The organism is Vibrio sp. Isolate34 (assembly GCF_022397915.1).
Lineage (GTDB): Bacteria > Pseudomonadota > Gammaproteobacteria > Enterobacterales > Vibrionaceae > Vibrio.
This window is the reverse complement of the sequence record NZ_JAKEUO010000001.1, coordinates 245,148-261,220: the sequence shown is the minus strand read 5'-3', so window position 1 is coordinate 261,220 and position 16,073 is coordinate 245,148. Positions and strand designations below refer to the sequence as shown.

The window sequence follows — 16,073 nt, the reverse complement described above, 5'->3', positions numbered from 1 at the left end:
AGATGATTGTTTGGAGTGTTGCAAACCAAAAAGGTGGTGTTGGTAAAACAACCACGACAGTGACCTTAGCAGGCTTACTTGCCTTAAAAGGGCATCGTGTTCTGTTGGTTGATACTGACCCACATGCATCACTGACCACCTATCTGGGTTACGACTCAGATACGGTGGAATCGAGCCTGTTTGATCTGTTCCAGTTGCGTGAGTTTTCTGCGCAGACAGTAAGACCACTAACGTTGCAAACCGAAGTTGAAGGCATCGATATCATTCCTGCACACATGTCGTTGGCAACACTTGACCGTGTGATGGGGAATCGAAGCGGCATGGGGTTAATCTTGAAGCGTGCATTAGCGGCGTTGAAAGATGATTACGACTACGTGCTGATCGACTGTCCGCCAATTCTTGGTGTGATGATGGTGAACGCATTGGCGGCGAGTGACCGTATTTTGATTCCGGTACAGACGGAGTTTCTGGCAATGAAAGGTTTGGAGCGCATGATTCGCACGCTAACCATTATGCAGAAGTCTCGCAAAACACCGTTTAAGGTGACGATTGTCCCGACGATGTACGACAAGCGAACCAAGGCTTCACTGCAAACATTAACGCAGCTCAAAGAGGATTATCCGAACCAAGTTTGGACGTCTGCTGTGCCGATTGATACCAAGTTTAGAGACGCAAGCCTGAAGCGCTTGCCAGCCTCTCATTTTGCATCGGGTAGTCGTGGTGTATTTGCTTACAAACAACTGCTTATTTATCTCGAAAGGTTGGCGATAAATGAGCGCGAATAAAGAATCAACAATGGCTCGACCAAGTCTATCGAGTGAACAAGCGCTGGATGACTATTTTGGATGATGAATCTAAAGATGAATCGCAAGCGGAAGAGCAAGAGGCAGAGGCAGAGCCAGAGCCAGAGCCAGAGCCAGAGCCAGAGCCAGAGCCAGAGCCAGAGCCAGAGCCAGAGCCAGAGCCAGAGCCAGAGCCAGAGCCAGAGCCAGAGCGCCAATTGGCGAGTCATCATTCAAGTTACGCGGAAATTCGTGCAGCTGAGTTTGAAGTGCCTAATCTTGAGGATGTTCAAAAGCTACTAAGCCGATTAGAGGCAACCAATGTTGTCGACGAACTGAATCTCGATGAGTTGATGGATCAAAACACTCAGAAAATCGCTCAGCAAACAGACATGCAAATGTTTGATGCCGCGGTTGAATCTGTTCAAGTGTTTGAAGAACCAGAAATTCAAGATTGGAATCTTCCAGAAACCGATTTATCAATTGCTGTGGAGCCTTTGGCTGAATCACCGTCAATTGAAGAGCAACAAATTGAAGTTGAGTTCGCCGGTCAAGCTGAGTTAGTCAAAACTGAACAAGCTGAAGTGATAGAACCTGAGCTTGAAGCTCTTTCAATCGAGCCAGTTGTTGAACTTGAAACTCAAGCTGGAGGCGCTGATCAATTTACTTCTTGGGAGAGCCAAACTCGAACAGAAGATTTTCAAGTACTGTATTTTGATGTGAATGGTGTGACCTTTGCGGTGCCGCTTGATGAACTCGGTGGTATCCACCGCCTTGAAGAGGTCAATCACATTATTGGTAAACCGACTTGGTATTTGGGGTTGCAAACTAACCGTGATAGTCAGCTAGATGTGGTCGATACCGCAAAATGGGTGATGTCTGAGAAACTATCAGGTGACGAATACAAAGAAAACTATCAATATATAGTGATGCTTGGAGAAAGCTTGTGGGGCCTTGCGGGAACTGAGCTCAAAGGCACCGAGTTGCTGAATACAGATAAAGTACGCTGGCGAGAAACGGCGGGTAAACGCCCTTGGCTCGCTGGTATGGTAAAAGAAAAAATGTGTGCTTTGATCCATGTCGAAGCATTAATCGCCATGCTAAATGCAGGGCTAGATGTAAAAGCATTGAGCTAGTACTACGATTGGTACAACAAAAGCATCAAGTTAATAATAGTGGTCGGTAACGACGGCAAGAGGATTATCTATGTCTCAAATGAGTGAAGTTGAAGTAAGAAAAGATCAAACTAATGACGAAGTACTTCAATGGGTAACATTCCAGCTAGAAGAAGAAACTTACGGCATCAATGTAATGCAAGTACGTGAAGTACTGCGTTACAGCGAAATTGCTCCGGTACCGGGTGCTCCAGACTACGTGCTAGGTATTATTAACCTGCGTGGCAATGTTGTTACTGTTATCGACACTCGTTCACGCTTTGGCTTGATGCAAGGTGAAATTACAGACAATACTCGTATCATCGTTATTGAATCTGAGCGCCAAGTCATTGGTATCCTAGTAGATAGCGTTGCTGAAGTGGTTTACCTACGTTCTTCTGAAATCGACACAACACCAAGTGTTGGTACTGATGAAAGCGCGAAGTTCATCCAAGGTGTAAGCAACCGTGATGGCAAGCTGCTTATCTTAGTAGATCTAAACAAACTACTAAGCGAAGACGAATGGGATGAGATGGCTCACCTGTAATGTTTGAAGCGCTTCCTTTAACCCCAGTTGCTCTGATTGTCGGAGTCGGGGTTTTTACGTTATTCATCCTGATTTTGATTAGCAAAGTAAAACGTGCGATTCAAAAGCAGCTTGATCAGTCACGCCTTCAAGTTCGTAACTTGGACAAAGAGCTTCAAAAATCGAGTAAGCAGTTACTTGAGGTTCGCTCTGTTGTGGTTGGTCTTGGTCAGAAAGTGACTGAGCAGCAAGATCTGATCAAACACTTGAATGAACGTATTGTTGAGTTGGAACATGCGGATACCGATGGACGCTTGTACACGCGTGCAACGAAAATGGTTCAGCTTGGTGCTGGGATTAACGAACTGATCGAAGAATGCGAATTGCCAAAAGCGGAAGCTGAGCTAATGATGTCTCTGCAAAATAAGCTTGCTGGTAAAGAGAAAATTCCTTCGCTAAGAAGCAATCCTTCATCATTTGATGAACAACCTGCGTCTTCTCGTGATCGCAGAGACCCACCTCGACGTCGATAAATTGAGCGCTTATTGCGTATCGAGCACTTGATGTTTATCACGCATTCCTCTTAAAAGAAGCTCCGGCTTCTTTTTTTATGTCTGTCTGTTGTATATAGAACGATGTTTATAAGTGCTTGTATCTACGACAATATCTTGTTTGTTGATTAAAATGTGTAAATTGTGATGCGGTGGTAACAGTTTCTTACGGAGTTTGTTCTATCGAAAACGCCTAGTCCTGTTTTGTCACCATGTTGGTGTGCTACTATAGCCCTCTCATTACTCGACTAAATTTTCCTATGCTAGAAGTCTCAAATTTAACTGCTATTCGTGACGACAGGGTTCTGTTTGAATCGTTGTCTTTTCAATTGAAACCAGGTGAACTGGTTCAGGTTGAAGGTCGTAACGGTACCGGGAAAACGACACTCCTTAGGATTATTACTGGTCTAGGTGATCGCGATGACGGCACTATCTCTTGGGATGGTGAGTCCATCGAATCGAGTCGAGATGTTTATCATCAAAATTTGCTTTTTCTTGGTCACCAAACGGGCGTGAAGCGCGAGCTGAGTGCCTATGAGAACCTAAGTTTCTATCAATCTATTCACAGTGGTGGTTCGAGCAAAGAAGACCTTTACCATGCTCTGGCTCAAGTCGGACTTGCGGGTAGAGAAGATGTCCCTGCTGGGCAACTTTCTGCAGGTCAACAGCGCCGAGTGGCGTTGGCTCGTCTTTGGTTGAGCAAACAAATGTTGTGGATTCTCGATGAACCGCTGACTGCGATTGATAAGCAGGGCGTGAAGGTTCTCGAATCTCTTTTTTCTCAGCATGCAGACAACGGTGGCATCGTATTATTAACCACGCACCAAGATATGTTTGCTGATAGCCCGAAACTAAGAAAAATAAAGTTGGGTGAGTAATATGATCTCTTCTATGACCACGATTATCCGACGTGAACTGCTTATCGCATTCCGACGTCAAGCGGATATCTTTAACCCTCTGTGGTTTTTCATCATTGTTATTACGCTTTTCCCTTTAAGTATCGGCCCTGAGCCCAACCTACTTGCGCGCATTGCTGCAGGCATTGTTTGGGTAGCCGCTTTACTCTCTGCATTGCTCTCTTTAGAGCGCCTTTTCCGCGATGATTTTCAAGATGGTGCCCTCGAACAGATGATGCTCATGCCCATCCCGTTGCAGTTGGTAGTATTGTCCAAGGTCATAGCACACTGGTTGTTGACCGGGTTACCATTAATTCTAATCAGCCCATTGTTGGCTGTTTTGTTGTCTTTAGATTTTGATACATGGCTCTCAGTTGTGTTGACCTTGCTGGTAGGTACACCCGCATTGAGCTTCATTGGTGCGATTGGTGTTGCGTTGACCGTTGGGTTACAGAAGGGCGGAGTCCTGTTAAGCCTGTTAATTCTGCCGCTTTACATCCCCATTTTGATTTTCGCGACGTCAGCTATTGACGCTGCGGCATTGGGCGTTGCGTACAACGGCCAGTTGGCGGTACTTGGTGCGATGTTAATGGGTGCGATGACTCTGACACCTTTTGCGATCAGTGCCGCACTTAGAGTGAGTGTGAACTGATAAGGGTTCCGTTATCGTATAGCTAATGTGAACCAAATGTGTCGATTGGACTCATAGAGTCAGCAAAACTGAAAGCAAGATAAAATAAATTATTATAATTATAGCTTTAATAGCTGTAAGCAATATGAAGTAAGAGTGAGATTACAACATGTGGAAATGGCTCCATCCCTATGCCAAAGCAGAAACCTCATATCAGCTTGCTGGTAAACTTCTGCCATGGTTTTCGATCCTAGCGCTATTGTGTCTATCCGTCGGTACCGTGTGGGGGCTTGCATTTGCGCCTTCAGATTACCAACAAGGTGATAGTTTCCGAATCATCTACATCCATGTTCCGTCTGCAATCTGGTCTATGGGCGTTTACATGTCGATGGCGATTGCTGCCTTTATCGGCTTGGTATGGCAGGTAAGGCTATCAGACATGGCGGCACTGGCTATGGCACCGATTGGTGCTGTATTTACCTTCATTGCACTGCTAACAGGTGCGGTTTGGGGTAAACCAATGTGGGGTGCTTGGTGGGTTTGGGATGCACGTTTAACCTCAGAGCTGATTCTTCTATTCTTGTACTTGGGTGTGATTGCACTTCACCACGCGTTTGACGACCAAAAAACAGCCGCTAAAGCAGCAGGCATTTTGGCAATTGTTGGTGTTATCAACCTACCTATCATTCACTTTTCAGTAGAGTGGTGGAACACACTTCACCAAGGCGCGACGATCACTAAGTTCGACAAGCCTTCTATTTCAAGTGACATGCTATGGCCGCTTCTTCTTAACATCTTCGGCTTCGCCTTTTTCTTTGGCGCTGTGACTATGGTTCGTTTCCGTAACGAAATCATCAGTAAAGAGAGTCACCGTCCATGGGTCCGCAAGCTTGCGGCCGAAAAAGCGTAGTAGGGTAGGTAATTATGTATTTTGAATCTTTGAGTGATTTCTTTGCCATGGGGGGCTACGCCTCATATGTATGGAGTGCATTTGGAATCACATTCCTCGCGATGATCATCTTACTGGTGGTAAGCGTTCGTCGTGGTAAGCAATTACTAAATGAAGTACAAGCTAAGATTGATCGTCAAGCTCGTATCGATGCAGCAAAAAATATGGAGAACACTCTATGAACCCAAGACGCAAAAAGAGGCTGGGCATTGTCTTAGCGATCTTTTTTGGTATCAGTGCGACTGTTGGATTGATGGTTTACGCACTTAACCAGAACATGGATCTGTTCTACACGCCAACTGAGCTGGTAAACGGCAAAGACGGTAAAAAACCTGAAGTTGGTCAACGCCTACGTATTGGTGGCATGGTCGTAGTCGGCTCTGTAAGCCGTGACAATGAATCACTACGTGTAAGCTTCGATTTGGCGGATGTAGGCCCTAAAGTAACAATTCTATACGATGGTATCCTTCCTGATCTTTTCCGTGAAGGCCAAGGTATTGTTGCTCAGGGTGTCCTTAAAAATGCAACGACAATCGAAGCATTTGAGGTGTTGGCAAAGCACGATGAAGAGTACATGCCTTCTGAAGTTGCGGAAGCAATGAAGAAAACCCATGAGCCTTTGCAATACACGACTGAACAAAAAGAAGGAAATGCTCAATGATAGCCGAGATCGGCCATTTTGCGATGATCCTATCCTTGGGATTAGCATTGCTGCTCAGCGTGCTCCCATTGTATGGAGCCGCTCGAAATAACACATTATTGATGAACAGCGCACGACCATTGTCGTGGGGTATGTTCGGATTCTTAGCGATTTCGTTCTTTATCTTGTGTTACGCGTTTTACACAAATGATTTTACGATTCAATACGTAGCAAGTAACTCGAATAGCCAACTGCCTTGGTACTACCGAATTACTGCGGTTTGGGGCGCTCACGAAGGTTCATTGCTGCTTTGGGTTCTAATCCAAGCGGGTTGGACGGTTGCTGTTGCGACGTTTAGCCGCGGTATGCCTCAAGAGTCTGTGGCTCGCGTATTGGCTATCATGGGTTTGATTACTGTCGGCTTCTTGCTGTTCATTATCGTGACGTCTAACCCGTTCTTACGTACATTGCCTTTCTTCCCTGTTGATGGCCGTGACCTGAACCCACTACTGCAAGACCCGGGCTTGATCATTCACCCGCCAATGCTTTACATGGGTTATGTAGGTTTCTCGGTAGCATTCTCTTTTGCCATCGCCTCTCTAATGAGCGGTCGTTTAGATACGGCATGGGCTCGTTGGTCTCGTCCTTGGACAATTGCTGCTTGGTTATTCCTAACTGTAGGTATCGCACTAGGTTCTTGGTGGGCTTACTACGAACTTGGTTGGGGTGGCTGGTGGTTCTGGGATCCAGTAGAAAACGCTTCATTCATGCCTTGGTTGGCAGGTACTGCATTAATGCACTCGCTTGCGGTAACCGAAAAGCGTGGCACATTTAAAGCTTGGACAGTACTGCTAGCTATCTCTGCATTCTCGCTAAGCTTACTAGGTACATTCTTAGTTCGTTCGGGCATCTTGGTATCGGTTCACGCGTTTGCGTCGGATCCTGCTCGCGGTATGTTTATCCTTGGCTTCCTAGTCTTCGTTATTGGTGGTTCACTGCTGTTGTTTGCTGTTAAAGGCGCTTCGGTGCGTGTTCGTGGTAATTTCGATCTGGTTTCTCGTGAAAACGCGCTGCTTGGCAACAACATCTTATTGATTGCAGCTCTAGTGGTTGTGTTAGTAGGTACGCTGTTACCTCTAGTTCACAAACAGTTAGGCTTGGGCTCGGTATCTATCGGTGCTCCATTCTTTGACATGTTGTTCTTCTGGTTAATGATTCCGTTCTCGTTCCTGCTTGGTATCGGTCCTCTGATCCGCTGGAAACGCGACAACCTGTCTAAGCTTGTTAAGCCAATGCTGATTTCAGGTGTATTCTCACTTGGCTTGAGCGCGCTAATGGTTGCTCTATTGGCTGATCGCTTCAGTGGTACTGCGTTTGCTGGTTGGGTAATGGCATTCTGGATCATCTTCATGCACGGTTTTGAACTGCATGAGCGTGCGACTCACCGTCATACGTTTATGAAAGGTTTGACTAAGCTACCTCGTAGCCACTGGGCGATGATGTGTGGTCACATTGGTCTAGCCGTGACAGTGATTGGTATCGCGATGGTGCAAAACTACAGCATCGAACGCGATGTACGCTTAGCACCAGGCGAAAGCTACCAACTTGAAGAGTACAGTTTCCTGTTCACAGGCGTTCGTGACAAAGATGGTCCAAACTACGATGGTTACATTGCTGACTTTGAAATTACCAAAGAAGGCAAATACATAAACACGCTTCACGCAGAAAAACGTTTCTACACCACAGCTAAGTCTATGATGACTGAAGCTGCGATTGACCGTGGCGTAACACGCGACCTTTATATTGCAATGGGTGAGCGTTTGGACGACAACAAGTCTTGGGCTGTTCGTATCTACTACAAACCGTTTGTACGTTGGATCTGGGCCGGTTCTTTGATTATGTCGATTGGTGGTGCTATCGCTATCAGTGACCGTCGTTACCGTTTCCGTAAGCCAACCAAAAAGTCGGCTAAAGAGCAGGAGGCTTAATTCGAATGAACAAGAAGATTTTATTCATTCCTTTGATTGCGTTCATGGTTCTAGCTGGAATCTTTGCAACGCAATTAATGCGCAACCAGTCGGGCGATGACCCGACTAAGCTTGAATCCGTATTGATTGGTAAGCCTGTTCCTGAGTTTGACCTAGAAGATCTAGAGCAACCAGGTAAGTTACATGACCAAGCGATCTTTAAAGGTGAGCCGCTGCTTCTTAACGTGTGGGCGACTTGGTGCCCGACTTGTTATGCAGAGCACTCTTACCTGAACAAGCTCGCTGATCAAGGCGTTAAGATTATTGGTCTTAACTATAAAGATGATCGCAACAAAGCGGTTGGTTGGTTAAACGAGCTAGGCAACCCGTATCTAATCAGCCTTTTTGATGGTAACGGTATGCTAGGCCTAGACCTTGGCGTGTATGGCGCTCCTGAGACCTTCCTAATTGACGCTAACGGCGTAGTTCGTTACCGCCATGTGGGTGACGTGAATCCAACCAACTGGGCATCGACGCTAGAGCCGATGTATCAAGACTTGTTGGAGGAAGCGAAATGATCAAGAAGGCACTGATTACTCTATTCGCAGCGCTTGCGATTTCAGCGACAGTTTCTGCTGCACCTATCGAATTTCATGAATTTGATAACGTCGACCAAGAGCAGCAGTTCAAAGAGTTGAGCAACACGCTTCGTTGTCCTAAATGTCAGAACAACACCATTGGTGATTCGAATGCTGAACTGGCGGTCGATCTACGCCAAAAAGTGTACGAGATGACAAAGGACGGTAAGTCGAAGCAAGACATCATTGATTACATGATCGCTCGCTACGGTAACTTTGTTACTTACAATCCACCGCTGACACTAGCAACTTCAATCCTTTGGATTGGTCCGTTTGCTGTGGTTGTGTTTGGATTTGGTTTGATCATCTTACGCAGCAGAAAGTCAAAATCGAAAGCGGCAGTAGAGTCAGATAAAGACTGGGATGCTGACAAAGAAGCACGTTTAAAAGCGTTACTCGATGAAGAGAACGACGGAGACAAACAGTAATGACTCTATTTTGGATTTCTACCATTATCCTTTCTCTAGCGGCAATTTTCTTAATTGTTCTGCCTTTCATTAAAAAGAAGGCGAACAACGACGAAATGCTGCGCGACGAGTTGAACAAAGCATTCTATAAAGATCGTCTAGTTGAGCTAGAAGTAGAAGCAGAAGAAGGCCTTGTTGATAACCAGCAAGAGCTGATCGCTGATTTGAAACAATCTCTGCTTGATGATGTACCAGCGCAAGAAGAGATGAAGAAAACTCACATCTCAACGGTTGGTGTGGTTGTACCGTCGATCATTCTCGTCGTTGTTGTGACTTATGGTATGTACTTTAAGTTCGGTGCATTAGACAAAGTTCAACACTGGCAAGAAGTGAGCTCGAACCTTCCTGAATTGTCTAAAAAGCTAATGTCATCGGAAGGTGGTGCGCTAACGGATGACGAACTAGAAGATTTGACGCTAGCACTGCGTACTCGCTTGCACTACCAACCTGAAGATTCGACGGGTTGGTTACTATTAGGTCGTATTGCTTTGGCTAACCGCGACGCTGAAACAGCAAAAGATTCTATGGAACGAGCGTACAAGCTTGAGCCTAAGAATGAAGATGTTCAGTTAGGTTTCGCACAAGCGCTGATGCTTTCTCCTGACGAAGCAGACCAAAACCAAGCTCGTCTGCTTCTGAGCCGTTTGATTCAAAACGATTACGTTGACCTTCGTGTGTTCTCATTGCTAGCGTTCGACGCATTTGAACGTCAAGATTACCCAGGTGCTGTGAAGTACTGGAGCATCATGCAACAGATGATTGGTCCACAAGACAGTCGTTACGAAATGTTGTCACGCAGTATTGAAAGTGCTCAGCAAAAAATGGGCAATGCCATGGGCGTTGACCAAGGTAAGACTGTTGCAGTAACGCTTGAGTTATCTGGTGATGTGAACGCGGATCCAAAATCAGTGTTGGTTGTTTCAGTACATAGAGCTGATGGCTCACCAATGCCTGTTGCAGCTGCTCGCTACCCATTGGGTACTTTCCCTCGTACCGTTGTGCTTGATGATGGCAACAGCATGATGGAAGGTCAGAAGCTGTCTAGCCTTGAAACTCTGATGGTTAGAGCTAGGCTTGATACAGATAGTAACGTTTCAACTCGCGATGGTGATTGGTACGGTGAGAGTGAAGTGGTTGAATTGGGTGAACCTGTGACCATTAATATCAATAAGCAATATTAATCATCATCTTGCATAGGTGTTAGCTATTTCGATTTATAAACAAACGGTATAGACTTACGCAAACAATTGAGGCCAGCGATTGCTGGCCTTTTAATTATTCCTTATGGAAAAGGTGATATGTCTATCAGTGTTTTAAGACTCTCAAGTTTACTCTTTATCGCAAGCTTAACGGTGGGCTGTTCTAGCGCGCCAGATGATAGCAATAATGATAATCTTGAAACCTCTGAATACGTCGAAGAACCCCACCCGAATGATCCTTTTGAAGGTTTCAACCGAGCGATGTGGAATATTAACTACGAGTATTTAGACCCTTATTTGGTTCGCCCTGTTTCTCTCGCTTATGTTGACTACACCCCTGTGCCGGTGCGTTCTGGTATCTCCAACTTTTTAGCCAACTTAGACGAACCATCAAGCATGGTGAATAACCTCATCATGGGTAATGGTGAGAAAGCACTCGACCACTTTAACCGGTTTTGGATTAACTCGACATTTGGCCTGCTAGGCTTAATCGATATCGCCAGCGAAGCTGGGATTACCAAATACGATGACAAGTCGTTCTCTGATGCGATTGGTCATTATGGAGTAGGGAACGGACCGTACTTCATGGTGCCGGGTTATGGCCCATTAACAACACGTGAAGTGACTGAAACCGTCGATGGTTTGTATGTACCTTTGTCCTTCTTGAATTTCTGGGCGAGCCTAGGCAAGTGGGCATTTGAGGGGATGGAAACCCGAGCTCAGTTAGTATCGCAAGAAGCCTTGTTAGATGATTCTCCGGATCCATACGCTTTAACGCGTGATGTTTATATTCAACGTCGTGACTTTAAAGCGGAGATTGAACCTGAAGAGGTTGATCTTGATGAAGAAGATTTCATTGATGGCTATTTAGAAGATTACTAAATAGAAGACCTTGAATAACAGGTAAAAGAAAGGCTCGATGTTGAAAACAACATCGAGCCTTTTTAATTCGTATGACTTTAAATTAAGTCAAACAGATTAGAAGCGGTAGTTAGCTTGTACACCAACTAACCAAACATTACCTGTTGTTGTACCAACAAATTGACCACCAACTGCTTCTGCAGCGTCGTCAGATGCATAACCGCGTGATTCAGTGATTGGCGCGTCTTTAGCAATGATGTAGGTAAAGCCAGCATCTAGCGAAAGTTGCTCAGACCATTGGTAACCAGCACCAATACTTAACCAAGTACGGTCTGTCTCTGGAATCGTGATAGTACGGTTTTTGTCACTTACTGCAGAAGTATCGTAAGCTACACCTGTACGCAGTGCTAGTTTAGGGTCAACTTGGTAAGTCGCACCTAGAGCTAGACGGTAGTTATCTTCCCAATTTTCAACTTTAACTGTTTGGCTGCCGTATGTGTTTAATTCTGCTTGTAGTTTTTCGAAAGAACTCCAATCAGTCCAGTTGAAGCTAGCATGGACTGCCAATGCTTCTGTTAGTTGATGGAAACTAGCAAGCTCTGCTGTAGCAGGAAGCGCTAGCATCATATGACCGTTGTCACGTTGACCTGGTGTCATCATGCCAAAGCCCATACCTTCAGCATGGCCTTCTAATTTGAGTTCAACCTCAGATTTGTAGGCAAAACCGATACGGTTGTTCTCATTGATCTGCCATGCAGTACCTACTTGCCAGCCCCATGCAGTGTCATCACCTTCCATGTATTTCAGTGTTGTTCCAGCAGGGACAGAGATTGGTGCACCAGTACTTGGATTTACTCCAACAGCATTCTTTGCAGGAGCAGTCGCGCCAAAGCTACCTTCGCCCATTATATATCGAATACCACCACCAACACTTACTTGTTCAACAATTTGATAAGCAAAGTTTAGGTTAGCTTCTTTAGTGATAACGCTTGCTTCGTTACCGAAGTGAGAAGCATTGAAATCATCACCTAGGTTGGTTTCCATGCCATAGTTCGTGCCAAATGCAAAACCGATAGCAAACTTCTCGTTGTAGCGGTGAGAAATGTAAAGGTTCGGGATAATAGCGTCATCTGCGAAATCGTTTGAAGATGCTTGGCTTGTACCTATTGCAGGGTGAGCGTGGTTGACTTCACCTTTAACATCAATGTTAGGGTTAACATAGATACCACCAACAGACACCTGAGTGCCTTCTAGGTAAGTCAACATTGCAGGGTTACGCCATTGTGCGTCCGCACCGTCAGCCATTGCTGCTTCACCAGCATATGCACGGCCAAGACCTGTTGCTGAGTATTCTGCTAGTTGAAAACCTGCCGCTTGAGTTACGGTAGAAGTCGAAAGTAGTCCAACTGCCACTGCAGCAGATAGAAGAGTCTTATTCATTTTCATTATTATGTTCGCTGAATCATAAGTATTTAGTGGCGTGATTCTACTTTTAGAGTCATTACTTTAAAAACGAAATTCGAATAAAACAGTGTTTTAGGGATTAAATGATCAAATGTGACTGATTATTAGGTAAATAGTCTGAATGTTTCGACTGTGTTGCGAAGTTTGAGCGTACACTTGTAGCTATATATGTGCCGTGCAGGCTACAGTTGTAAGCTTAAATTGAAGTAGGTCAGTGGTTTAGGCAATAAAAAAGGGTCGCGTAATGCGACCCTTTGGGATTAACAACTTAGCTTATATTAGAAGCTAGAAGCTAGAAGCTAGAAGCTAGAAGCTGCGGCTATATTGCAGGCCTAGTAGGATTGCATCAGCATGCGTTGTTGCGCTAACAGAAGTTGCGCCTAAGCTTTCTTCAACTTTAGTATCATCACCTAGTAGGTAAGTGAAACCAAAGTCTACGTTAGAATCGGTATTAATGTGGTATGTGAAACCAGCAGAGAACCACTGACGATCTGAATCTGGTACAGAGATAGAAGTTAGAGAATCTTGTGCACTTGTGTCGTACATGTAACCAGCACGAAGCGTCCAATCAGTGTTCAAGTAGTATGTACCACCAATAGCGTAGTGCCAACCATCTTGCCATTTGTAATCTTTCTGGTACGCACCTGTGCCGCCGCTCAATGCGTAAGCCAGTGTCGATTGAGTAGGATCTAGCTTCTCAAAATCAATTGAGTCAAATGCACTCCAACCAATCCATTGAACAGAGTAGTGAACAGCGAATTTAGTGTCTTCAATTTTGTGGAAACCAGAGAACTCTGCCATATCTGGTAGAGGCAGTGTGATTTCTTGACCGTTGTCATCTTCCGCGGTGAACTCAGGGCTGTAACGGTAAGATAGACCAAAACGGTTGTTTTCATCTAGCTCGTAAACTGTACCTACGTTAAAGCCAACAGCCCAACCAGTTGCACCATCTACGTCAAGTAGTTTTTGTCCTGCGGCTGGGCCAAAGCCGACACCAGCAGTACGCTTCATTGTGCCTTCACCGTAGATCAGGTCAAGACCAGCACCAAAGCTCCATTGATCGTTTAGACGGTAAGAGCCTGCAAGACCGAAGTTGATGCTCATTACATCTGTTAAACCGCCATATTCACTAGCTAGGTAATCATCTGAAAACTCAGTTTTAGTACCGAAGTTAGAGTAAGCGTTCACACCCCAAGCAAACTTTTCATTAACAGGAATAATGAGGTGAATGTTTGGAGCTACAGAAGTATCACCAACATCATCAACGCTATCGACTGGCATTGCGCCACCAAGCGTATTGTAGCTAGTATCTTTCACTTCAATCATTGAAGTGATTGTTTCAAAACCAAGAGAAAGCTCAGTTTTGTCAAACAGTGCCATTGCTGCAGGGTTACGTGCCATTACTGACGCGTTATCTGCGATTACTGCATCACCAGCGAAAGCACGGCCGATGCCGGTAGCTGATTGTGCGTTAATTTGGAAACCTGCTGCCATCGCTTGCGAAGACGCCAGTGTAATTGTTACTGCTAAAAGAGACTTTTTAAACAGACGCGTGTTGTTGGTAGTCATTCATTTATTCCTTTATATATCCGCCTCTACAGGGCGATTAATTTGAGCAATTGCTCAATGGTGGCTGATCCTATTCGCAAGTATACGATATACAAATCCGACCATTGGGGAATTTGAGTGGAAAATTATGGAAATGACGCCTATCTGGCACGAAAATGGTGCGAAATGCTGATTTTTAGAGTTTTAACTCTAGAGTTATTGGTTTTGTGAATGGTTTCTGTGTTTATTTATAAATAAAGCCCAGCAATATCAAGAGTATAATTGCTGGGCCTTTTATGACGGGGTTTTGAGAGCGAATCAGCCCATTGGTTTGATCATTTTGGTGAGTTTTTCGGCGATGTTAGAAACGTCCTCGCCATCTTCACCGACAAGGATCAGACTACTGTCATCGATTGGAGTTACCGAACCAGACATGCCTTTCTCATCAAAGTCGACTGGTTTGTCTGTTGGAATCCCAGTTAAAAACAGCGTGACTTTACCTTTTTCCCCCTGGAAGACCATGTGCATGGCATTCGACTTACCAAAACCACAATGGTTCAAGTAGTAAACGTGATAGGGAAAAGCTTCATCAAACTGAAAAGCAAACGGGTTCATCTTGGCATTGATCTGTTGTGATGTGACTTGCTCATCAAGTCCACTAATAAAGCTCTTTTCATCAACAACGTGCTTCATTGCTGTATCCGCTAAGCTTGCTTGTGCTGGAGAGACGAATGCATTTCCCCAATTCACTTGGCCAACTAATAAGCCTGCAACGAATGCTACAGAGGCAGCCATCGCCATTGCTCGTCGAGCAAAAGTCGGCCTTACCACTTTGCTTTCTTCGCTTGAGGTCTGATTGAACAGAATGCGATCAGCAAGATCGTCTGGCACATCCACGTTCATCGCAGAGTGGATCTGTTTATCAAGCGATAGTACATCGTCTAAGAAGTTACTATTGGCTTCGCTGTTTGTTGCCGCATCAATAATATCTTGTGTACGCTGTTTAGGTTCCGACAATACACGACGACGAAATTCCAAATCATCCATTATGTTGCCCCCTCTCTGCCTCTTCTGTATCCAGCATCTCTTTCAACTGATTCCGAGCTCTGAATAAACGTGTCATCACCGTGTTTTTGTTGAGTTCGAGAATATCTGCGATCTCATCACCACTAAAACCACCAATCACTTGTAAGAAGAGAGGCTCACGGTAATCAATTTCAAGTTTCATAATCTGAGCTTGCAACCACAGGTGTTGATGGTGCGGGTCATCACTGACACTAGCATTGTTACCATGATCGTCGATATCAACCAGATCAAACTGTTTGCGTTCAAAACGTCGAGCATTCTCGCGGCGCAAAATGGTGATCAGCCAAGATTTTGCGGCTTTTTCATCTTGTAGACTATCGAGTGACTTCCATGCACGAAGGCAAGTCTCTTGCACTAAATCTTCGGCAATGCTTTTGTCTTTACATAACCAATAGGCGTAGCGAAAGAGGTCACGATGATAGGCACGCACGAGTGCTTCGTATTTTCTTTGTTTGTCCATATCAGAGTTGACCGGACGCTTGGCTTTTTTCTTTCCAAACATTTTTATTATTGACACACGAGCCTCCATAATTGCTCTGCGTATAGTTGTCCTCTATACGTTGTGCTTCGTTTATAGTCTTTTTCGTCTTTAGAGCGAACGGCGGCTGGAATTCGTAAAATCACATTAAAATTGATCTACTTCAAAATCTAAGACCCTGAAAAAGTTATAGTACACCTTGTCGTCTAGTTAGTCATTCGTGGCTAGCATGTTGA

17 protein-coding genes and 1 pseudogene are annotated in these 16,073 nt (G+C 44.9%); 14 read left to right on the top strand and 4 right to left on the bottom strand.

Annotation, left to right across the window (positions count from 1 at the left end; genetic code table 11):
- Positions 1–2 precede the first annotated feature (2 nt).
- From L1D22_RS01160 to L1D22_RS01095, 14 genes and pseudogenes are all read left to right on the top strand, one after another.
- Positions 3–785 (top strand): ParA family protein, encoded by a 783-nt coding sequence (locus tag L1D22_RS01160; protein ID WP_239828439.1) that lies wholly within the window; start codon positions 3–5, stop codon positions 783–785.
- Positions 772–1,918 (top strand): annotated as a pseudogene (locus L1D22_RS01155) (chemotaxis protein CheW). Before L1D22_RS01160 ends, L1D22_RS01155 begins: the two are co-directional and overlap by 14 nt.
- A 70-nt stretch (positions 1,919–1,988) precedes the next feature.
- Positions 1,989–2,483: a chemotaxis protein CheW gene (locus L1D22_RS01150; RefSeq protein ID WP_004739873.1), complete on the top strand. Its 495-nt coding sequence runs from the start codon at positions 1,989–1,991 to the stop codon at positions 2,481–2,483.
- Positions 2,483–2,995: a DUF2802 domain-containing protein gene (locus L1D22_RS01145; protein ID WP_239828438.1), complete on the top strand. Its 513-nt coding sequence runs from the start codon at positions 2,483–2,485 to the stop codon at positions 2,993–2,995. The genes L1D22_RS01150 and L1D22_RS01145 overlap by 1 nt, the downstream gene beginning before the upstream one ends.
- Before the next feature lie 278 nt (positions 2,996–3,273).
- Positions 3,274–3,891 (top strand): cytochrome c biogenesis heme-transporting ATPase CcmA, encoded by a 618-nt coding sequence (gene ccmA / locus L1D22_RS01140; RefSeq protein ID WP_171349718.1) that lies wholly within the window; start codon positions 3,274–3,276, stop codon positions 3,889–3,891.
- 1 nt (position 3,892) lies between these two features.
- Positions 3,893–4,561, top strand: coding sequence for a heme exporter protein CcmB (gene ccmB / locus L1D22_RS01135; protein WP_004736228.1), 669 nt, complete (start codon positions 3,893–3,895; stop codon positions 4,559–4,561).
- Between the two features lie 148 nt (positions 4,562–4,709).
- Positions 4,710–5,450: a heme ABC transporter permease gene (locus tag L1D22_RS01130; RefSeq protein WP_017064107.1), complete on the top strand. Its 741-nt coding sequence runs from the start codon at positions 4,710–4,712 to the stop codon at positions 5,448–5,450.
- 14 nt (positions 5,451–5,464) lie between these two features.
- Positions 5,465–5,671, top strand: coding sequence for a heme exporter protein CcmD (gene ccmD / locus L1D22_RS01125; RefSeq protein WP_009848525.1), 207 nt, complete (start codon positions 5,465–5,467; stop codon positions 5,669–5,671).
- On the top strand, positions 5,668–6,150 hold the full coding sequence (gene ccmE / locus L1D22_RS01120) for a cytochrome c maturation protein CcmE (protein WP_017060655.1): 483 nt from the start codon (positions 5,668–5,670) through the stop codon (positions 6,148–6,150). Before ccmD ends, ccmE begins: the two co-directional genes overlap by 4 nt.
- Positions 6,147–8,117 (top strand): heme lyase CcmF/NrfE family subunit, encoded by a 1,971-nt coding sequence (locus tag L1D22_RS01115; RefSeq protein ID WP_239828437.1) that lies wholly within the window; start codon positions 6,147–6,149, stop codon positions 8,115–8,117. Before ccmE ends, L1D22_RS01115 begins: the two co-directional genes overlap by 4 nt.
- A gap of 5 nt (positions 8,118–8,122) precedes the next feature.
- On the top strand, positions 8,123–8,674 hold the full coding sequence (locus L1D22_RS01110) for a DsbE family thiol:disulfide interchange protein (RefSeq protein ID WP_017631754.1): 552 nt from the start codon (positions 8,123–8,125) through the stop codon (positions 8,672–8,674).
- Entirely contained in the window at positions 8,671–9,162 is a 492-nt protein-coding gene (locus tag L1D22_RS01105; protein WP_239828436.1) for a cytochrome c-type biogenesis protein, read from the top strand. The genes L1D22_RS01110 and L1D22_RS01105 overlap by 4 nt, the downstream gene beginning before the upstream one ends.
- Positions 9,162–10,382 (top strand): c-type cytochrome biogenesis protein CcmI, encoded by a 1,221-nt coding sequence (gene ccmI, locus L1D22_RS01100; protein ID WP_239828435.1) that lies wholly within the window; start codon positions 9,162–9,164, stop codon positions 10,380–10,382. Before L1D22_RS01105 ends, ccmI begins: the two co-directional genes overlap by 1 nt.
- A gap of 117 nt (positions 10,383–10,499) precedes the next feature.
- On the top strand, positions 10,500–11,282 hold the full coding sequence (locus L1D22_RS01095; protein ID WP_239828434.1) for a VacJ family lipoprotein: 783 nt from the start codon (positions 10,500–10,502) through the stop codon (positions 11,280–11,282).
- A gap of 96 nt (positions 11,283–11,378) precedes the next feature.
- Here the strand turns inward: L1D22_RS01095 and L1D22_RS01090 are convergent, their stop codons facing one another.
- The 4 genes from L1D22_RS01090 to L1D22_RS01075 form a co-directional block, all read right to left on the bottom strand.
- Positions 11,379–12,707: an outer membrane protein transport protein gene (locus tag L1D22_RS01090; RefSeq protein ID WP_171349712.1), complete on the bottom strand. Its 1,329-nt coding sequence runs from the start codon at positions 12,705–12,707 to the stop codon at positions 11,379–11,381.
- A gap of 324 nt (positions 12,708–13,031) precedes the next feature.
- The gene (locus L1D22_RS01085; RefSeq protein WP_239828433.1) at positions 13,032–14,294 is read right to left on the bottom strand and encodes an outer membrane protein transport protein; all 1,263 of its coding nucleotides are present in this window, start codon (positions 14,292–14,294) and stop codon (positions 13,032–13,034) included.
- 297 nt (positions 14,295–14,591) lie between these two features.
- A complete protein-coding gene (locus L1D22_RS01080; protein ID WP_239828432.1) occupies positions 14,592–15,320 on the bottom strand; it encodes a DUF3379 domain-containing protein in 729 nt (242 codons plus the stop codon).
- Entirely contained in the window at positions 15,313–15,861 is a 549-nt protein-coding gene (locus tag L1D22_RS01075) for a sigma-70 family RNA polymerase sigma factor (protein WP_239828607.1), read from the bottom strand. Before L1D22_RS01075 ends, L1D22_RS01080 begins: the two co-directional genes overlap by 8 nt.
- Between the last annotated feature and the right edge of the window lie 212 nt (positions 15,862–16,073).

What these genes read in the sequence shown, in the direction of transcription:
- ccmB (WP_004736228.1), top strand. Translation starts at nt 3,893, where the DNA reads ATGATCTCTTCTATGACCACGATTATCCGACGTGAACTGCTTATCGCA.
- L1D22_RS01160 (WP_239828439.1), top strand. Translation starts at nt 3, where the DNA reads ATGATTGTTTGGAGTGTTGCAAACCAAAAAGGTGGTGTTGGTAAAACA.
- ccmE (WP_017060655.1), top strand. Translation starts at nt 5,668, where the DNA reads ATGAACCCAAGACGCAAAAAGAGGCTGGGCATTGTCTTAGCGATCTTT.
- ccmA (WP_171349718.1), top strand. Translation starts at nt 3,274, where the DNA reads ATGCTAGAAGTCTCAAATTTAACTGCTATTCGTGACGACAGGGTTCTG.
- L1D22_RS01115 (WP_239828437.1), top strand. Translation starts at nt 6,147, where the DNA reads ATGATAGCCGAGATCGGCCATTTTGCGATGATCCTATCCTTGGGATTA.
- L1D22_RS01110 (WP_017631754.1), top strand. Translation starts at nt 8,123, where the DNA reads ATGAACAAGAAGATTTTATTCATTCCTTTGATTGCGTTCATGGTTCTA.
- L1D22_RS01075 (WP_239828607.1), bottom strand. Translation starts at nt 15,861, where the DNA reads ATGTTTGGAAAGAAAAAAGCCAAGCGTCCGGTCAACTCTGATATGGAC.
- L1D22_RS01080 (WP_239828432.1), bottom strand. Translation starts at nt 15,320, where the DNA reads ATGGATGATTTGGAATTTCGTCGTCGTGTATTGTCGGAACCTAAACAG.
- L1D22_RS01095 (WP_239828434.1), top strand. Translation starts at nt 10,500, where the DNA reads ATGTCTATCAGTGTTTTAAGACTCTCAAGTTTACTCTTTATCGCAAGC.
- ccmI (WP_239828435.1), top strand. Translation starts at nt 9,162, where the DNA reads ATGACTCTATTTTGGATTTCTACCATTATCCTTTCTCTAGCGGCAATT.
- ccmD (WP_009848525.1), top strand. Translation starts at nt 5,465, where the DNA reads ATGTATTTTGAATCTTTGAGTGATTTCTTTGCCATGGGGGGCTACGCC.
- L1D22_RS01105 (WP_239828436.1), top strand. Translation starts at nt 8,671, where the DNA reads ATGATCAAGAAGGCACTGATTACTCTATTCGCAGCGCTTGCGATTTCA.
- L1D22_RS01130 (WP_017064107.1), top strand. Translation starts at nt 4,710, where the DNA reads ATGTGGAAATGGCTCCATCCCTATGCCAAAGCAGAAACCTCATATCAG.
- L1D22_RS01085 (WP_239828433.1), bottom strand. Translation starts at nt 14,294, where the DNA reads ATGACTACCAACAACACGCGTCTGTTTAAAAAGTCTCTTTTAGCAGTA.
- L1D22_RS01145 (WP_239828438.1), top strand. Translation starts at nt 2,483, where the DNA reads ATGTTTGAAGCGCTTCCTTTAACCCCAGTTGCTCTGATTGTCGGAGTC.
- L1D22_RS01090 (WP_171349712.1), bottom strand. Translation starts at nt 12,707, where the DNA reads ATGAAAATGAATAAGACTCTTCTATCTGCTGCAGTGGCAGTTGGACTA.
- L1D22_RS01150 (WP_004739873.1), top strand. Translation starts at nt 1,989, where the DNA reads ATGTCTCAAATGAGTGAAGTTGAAGTAAGAAAAGATCAAACTAATGAC.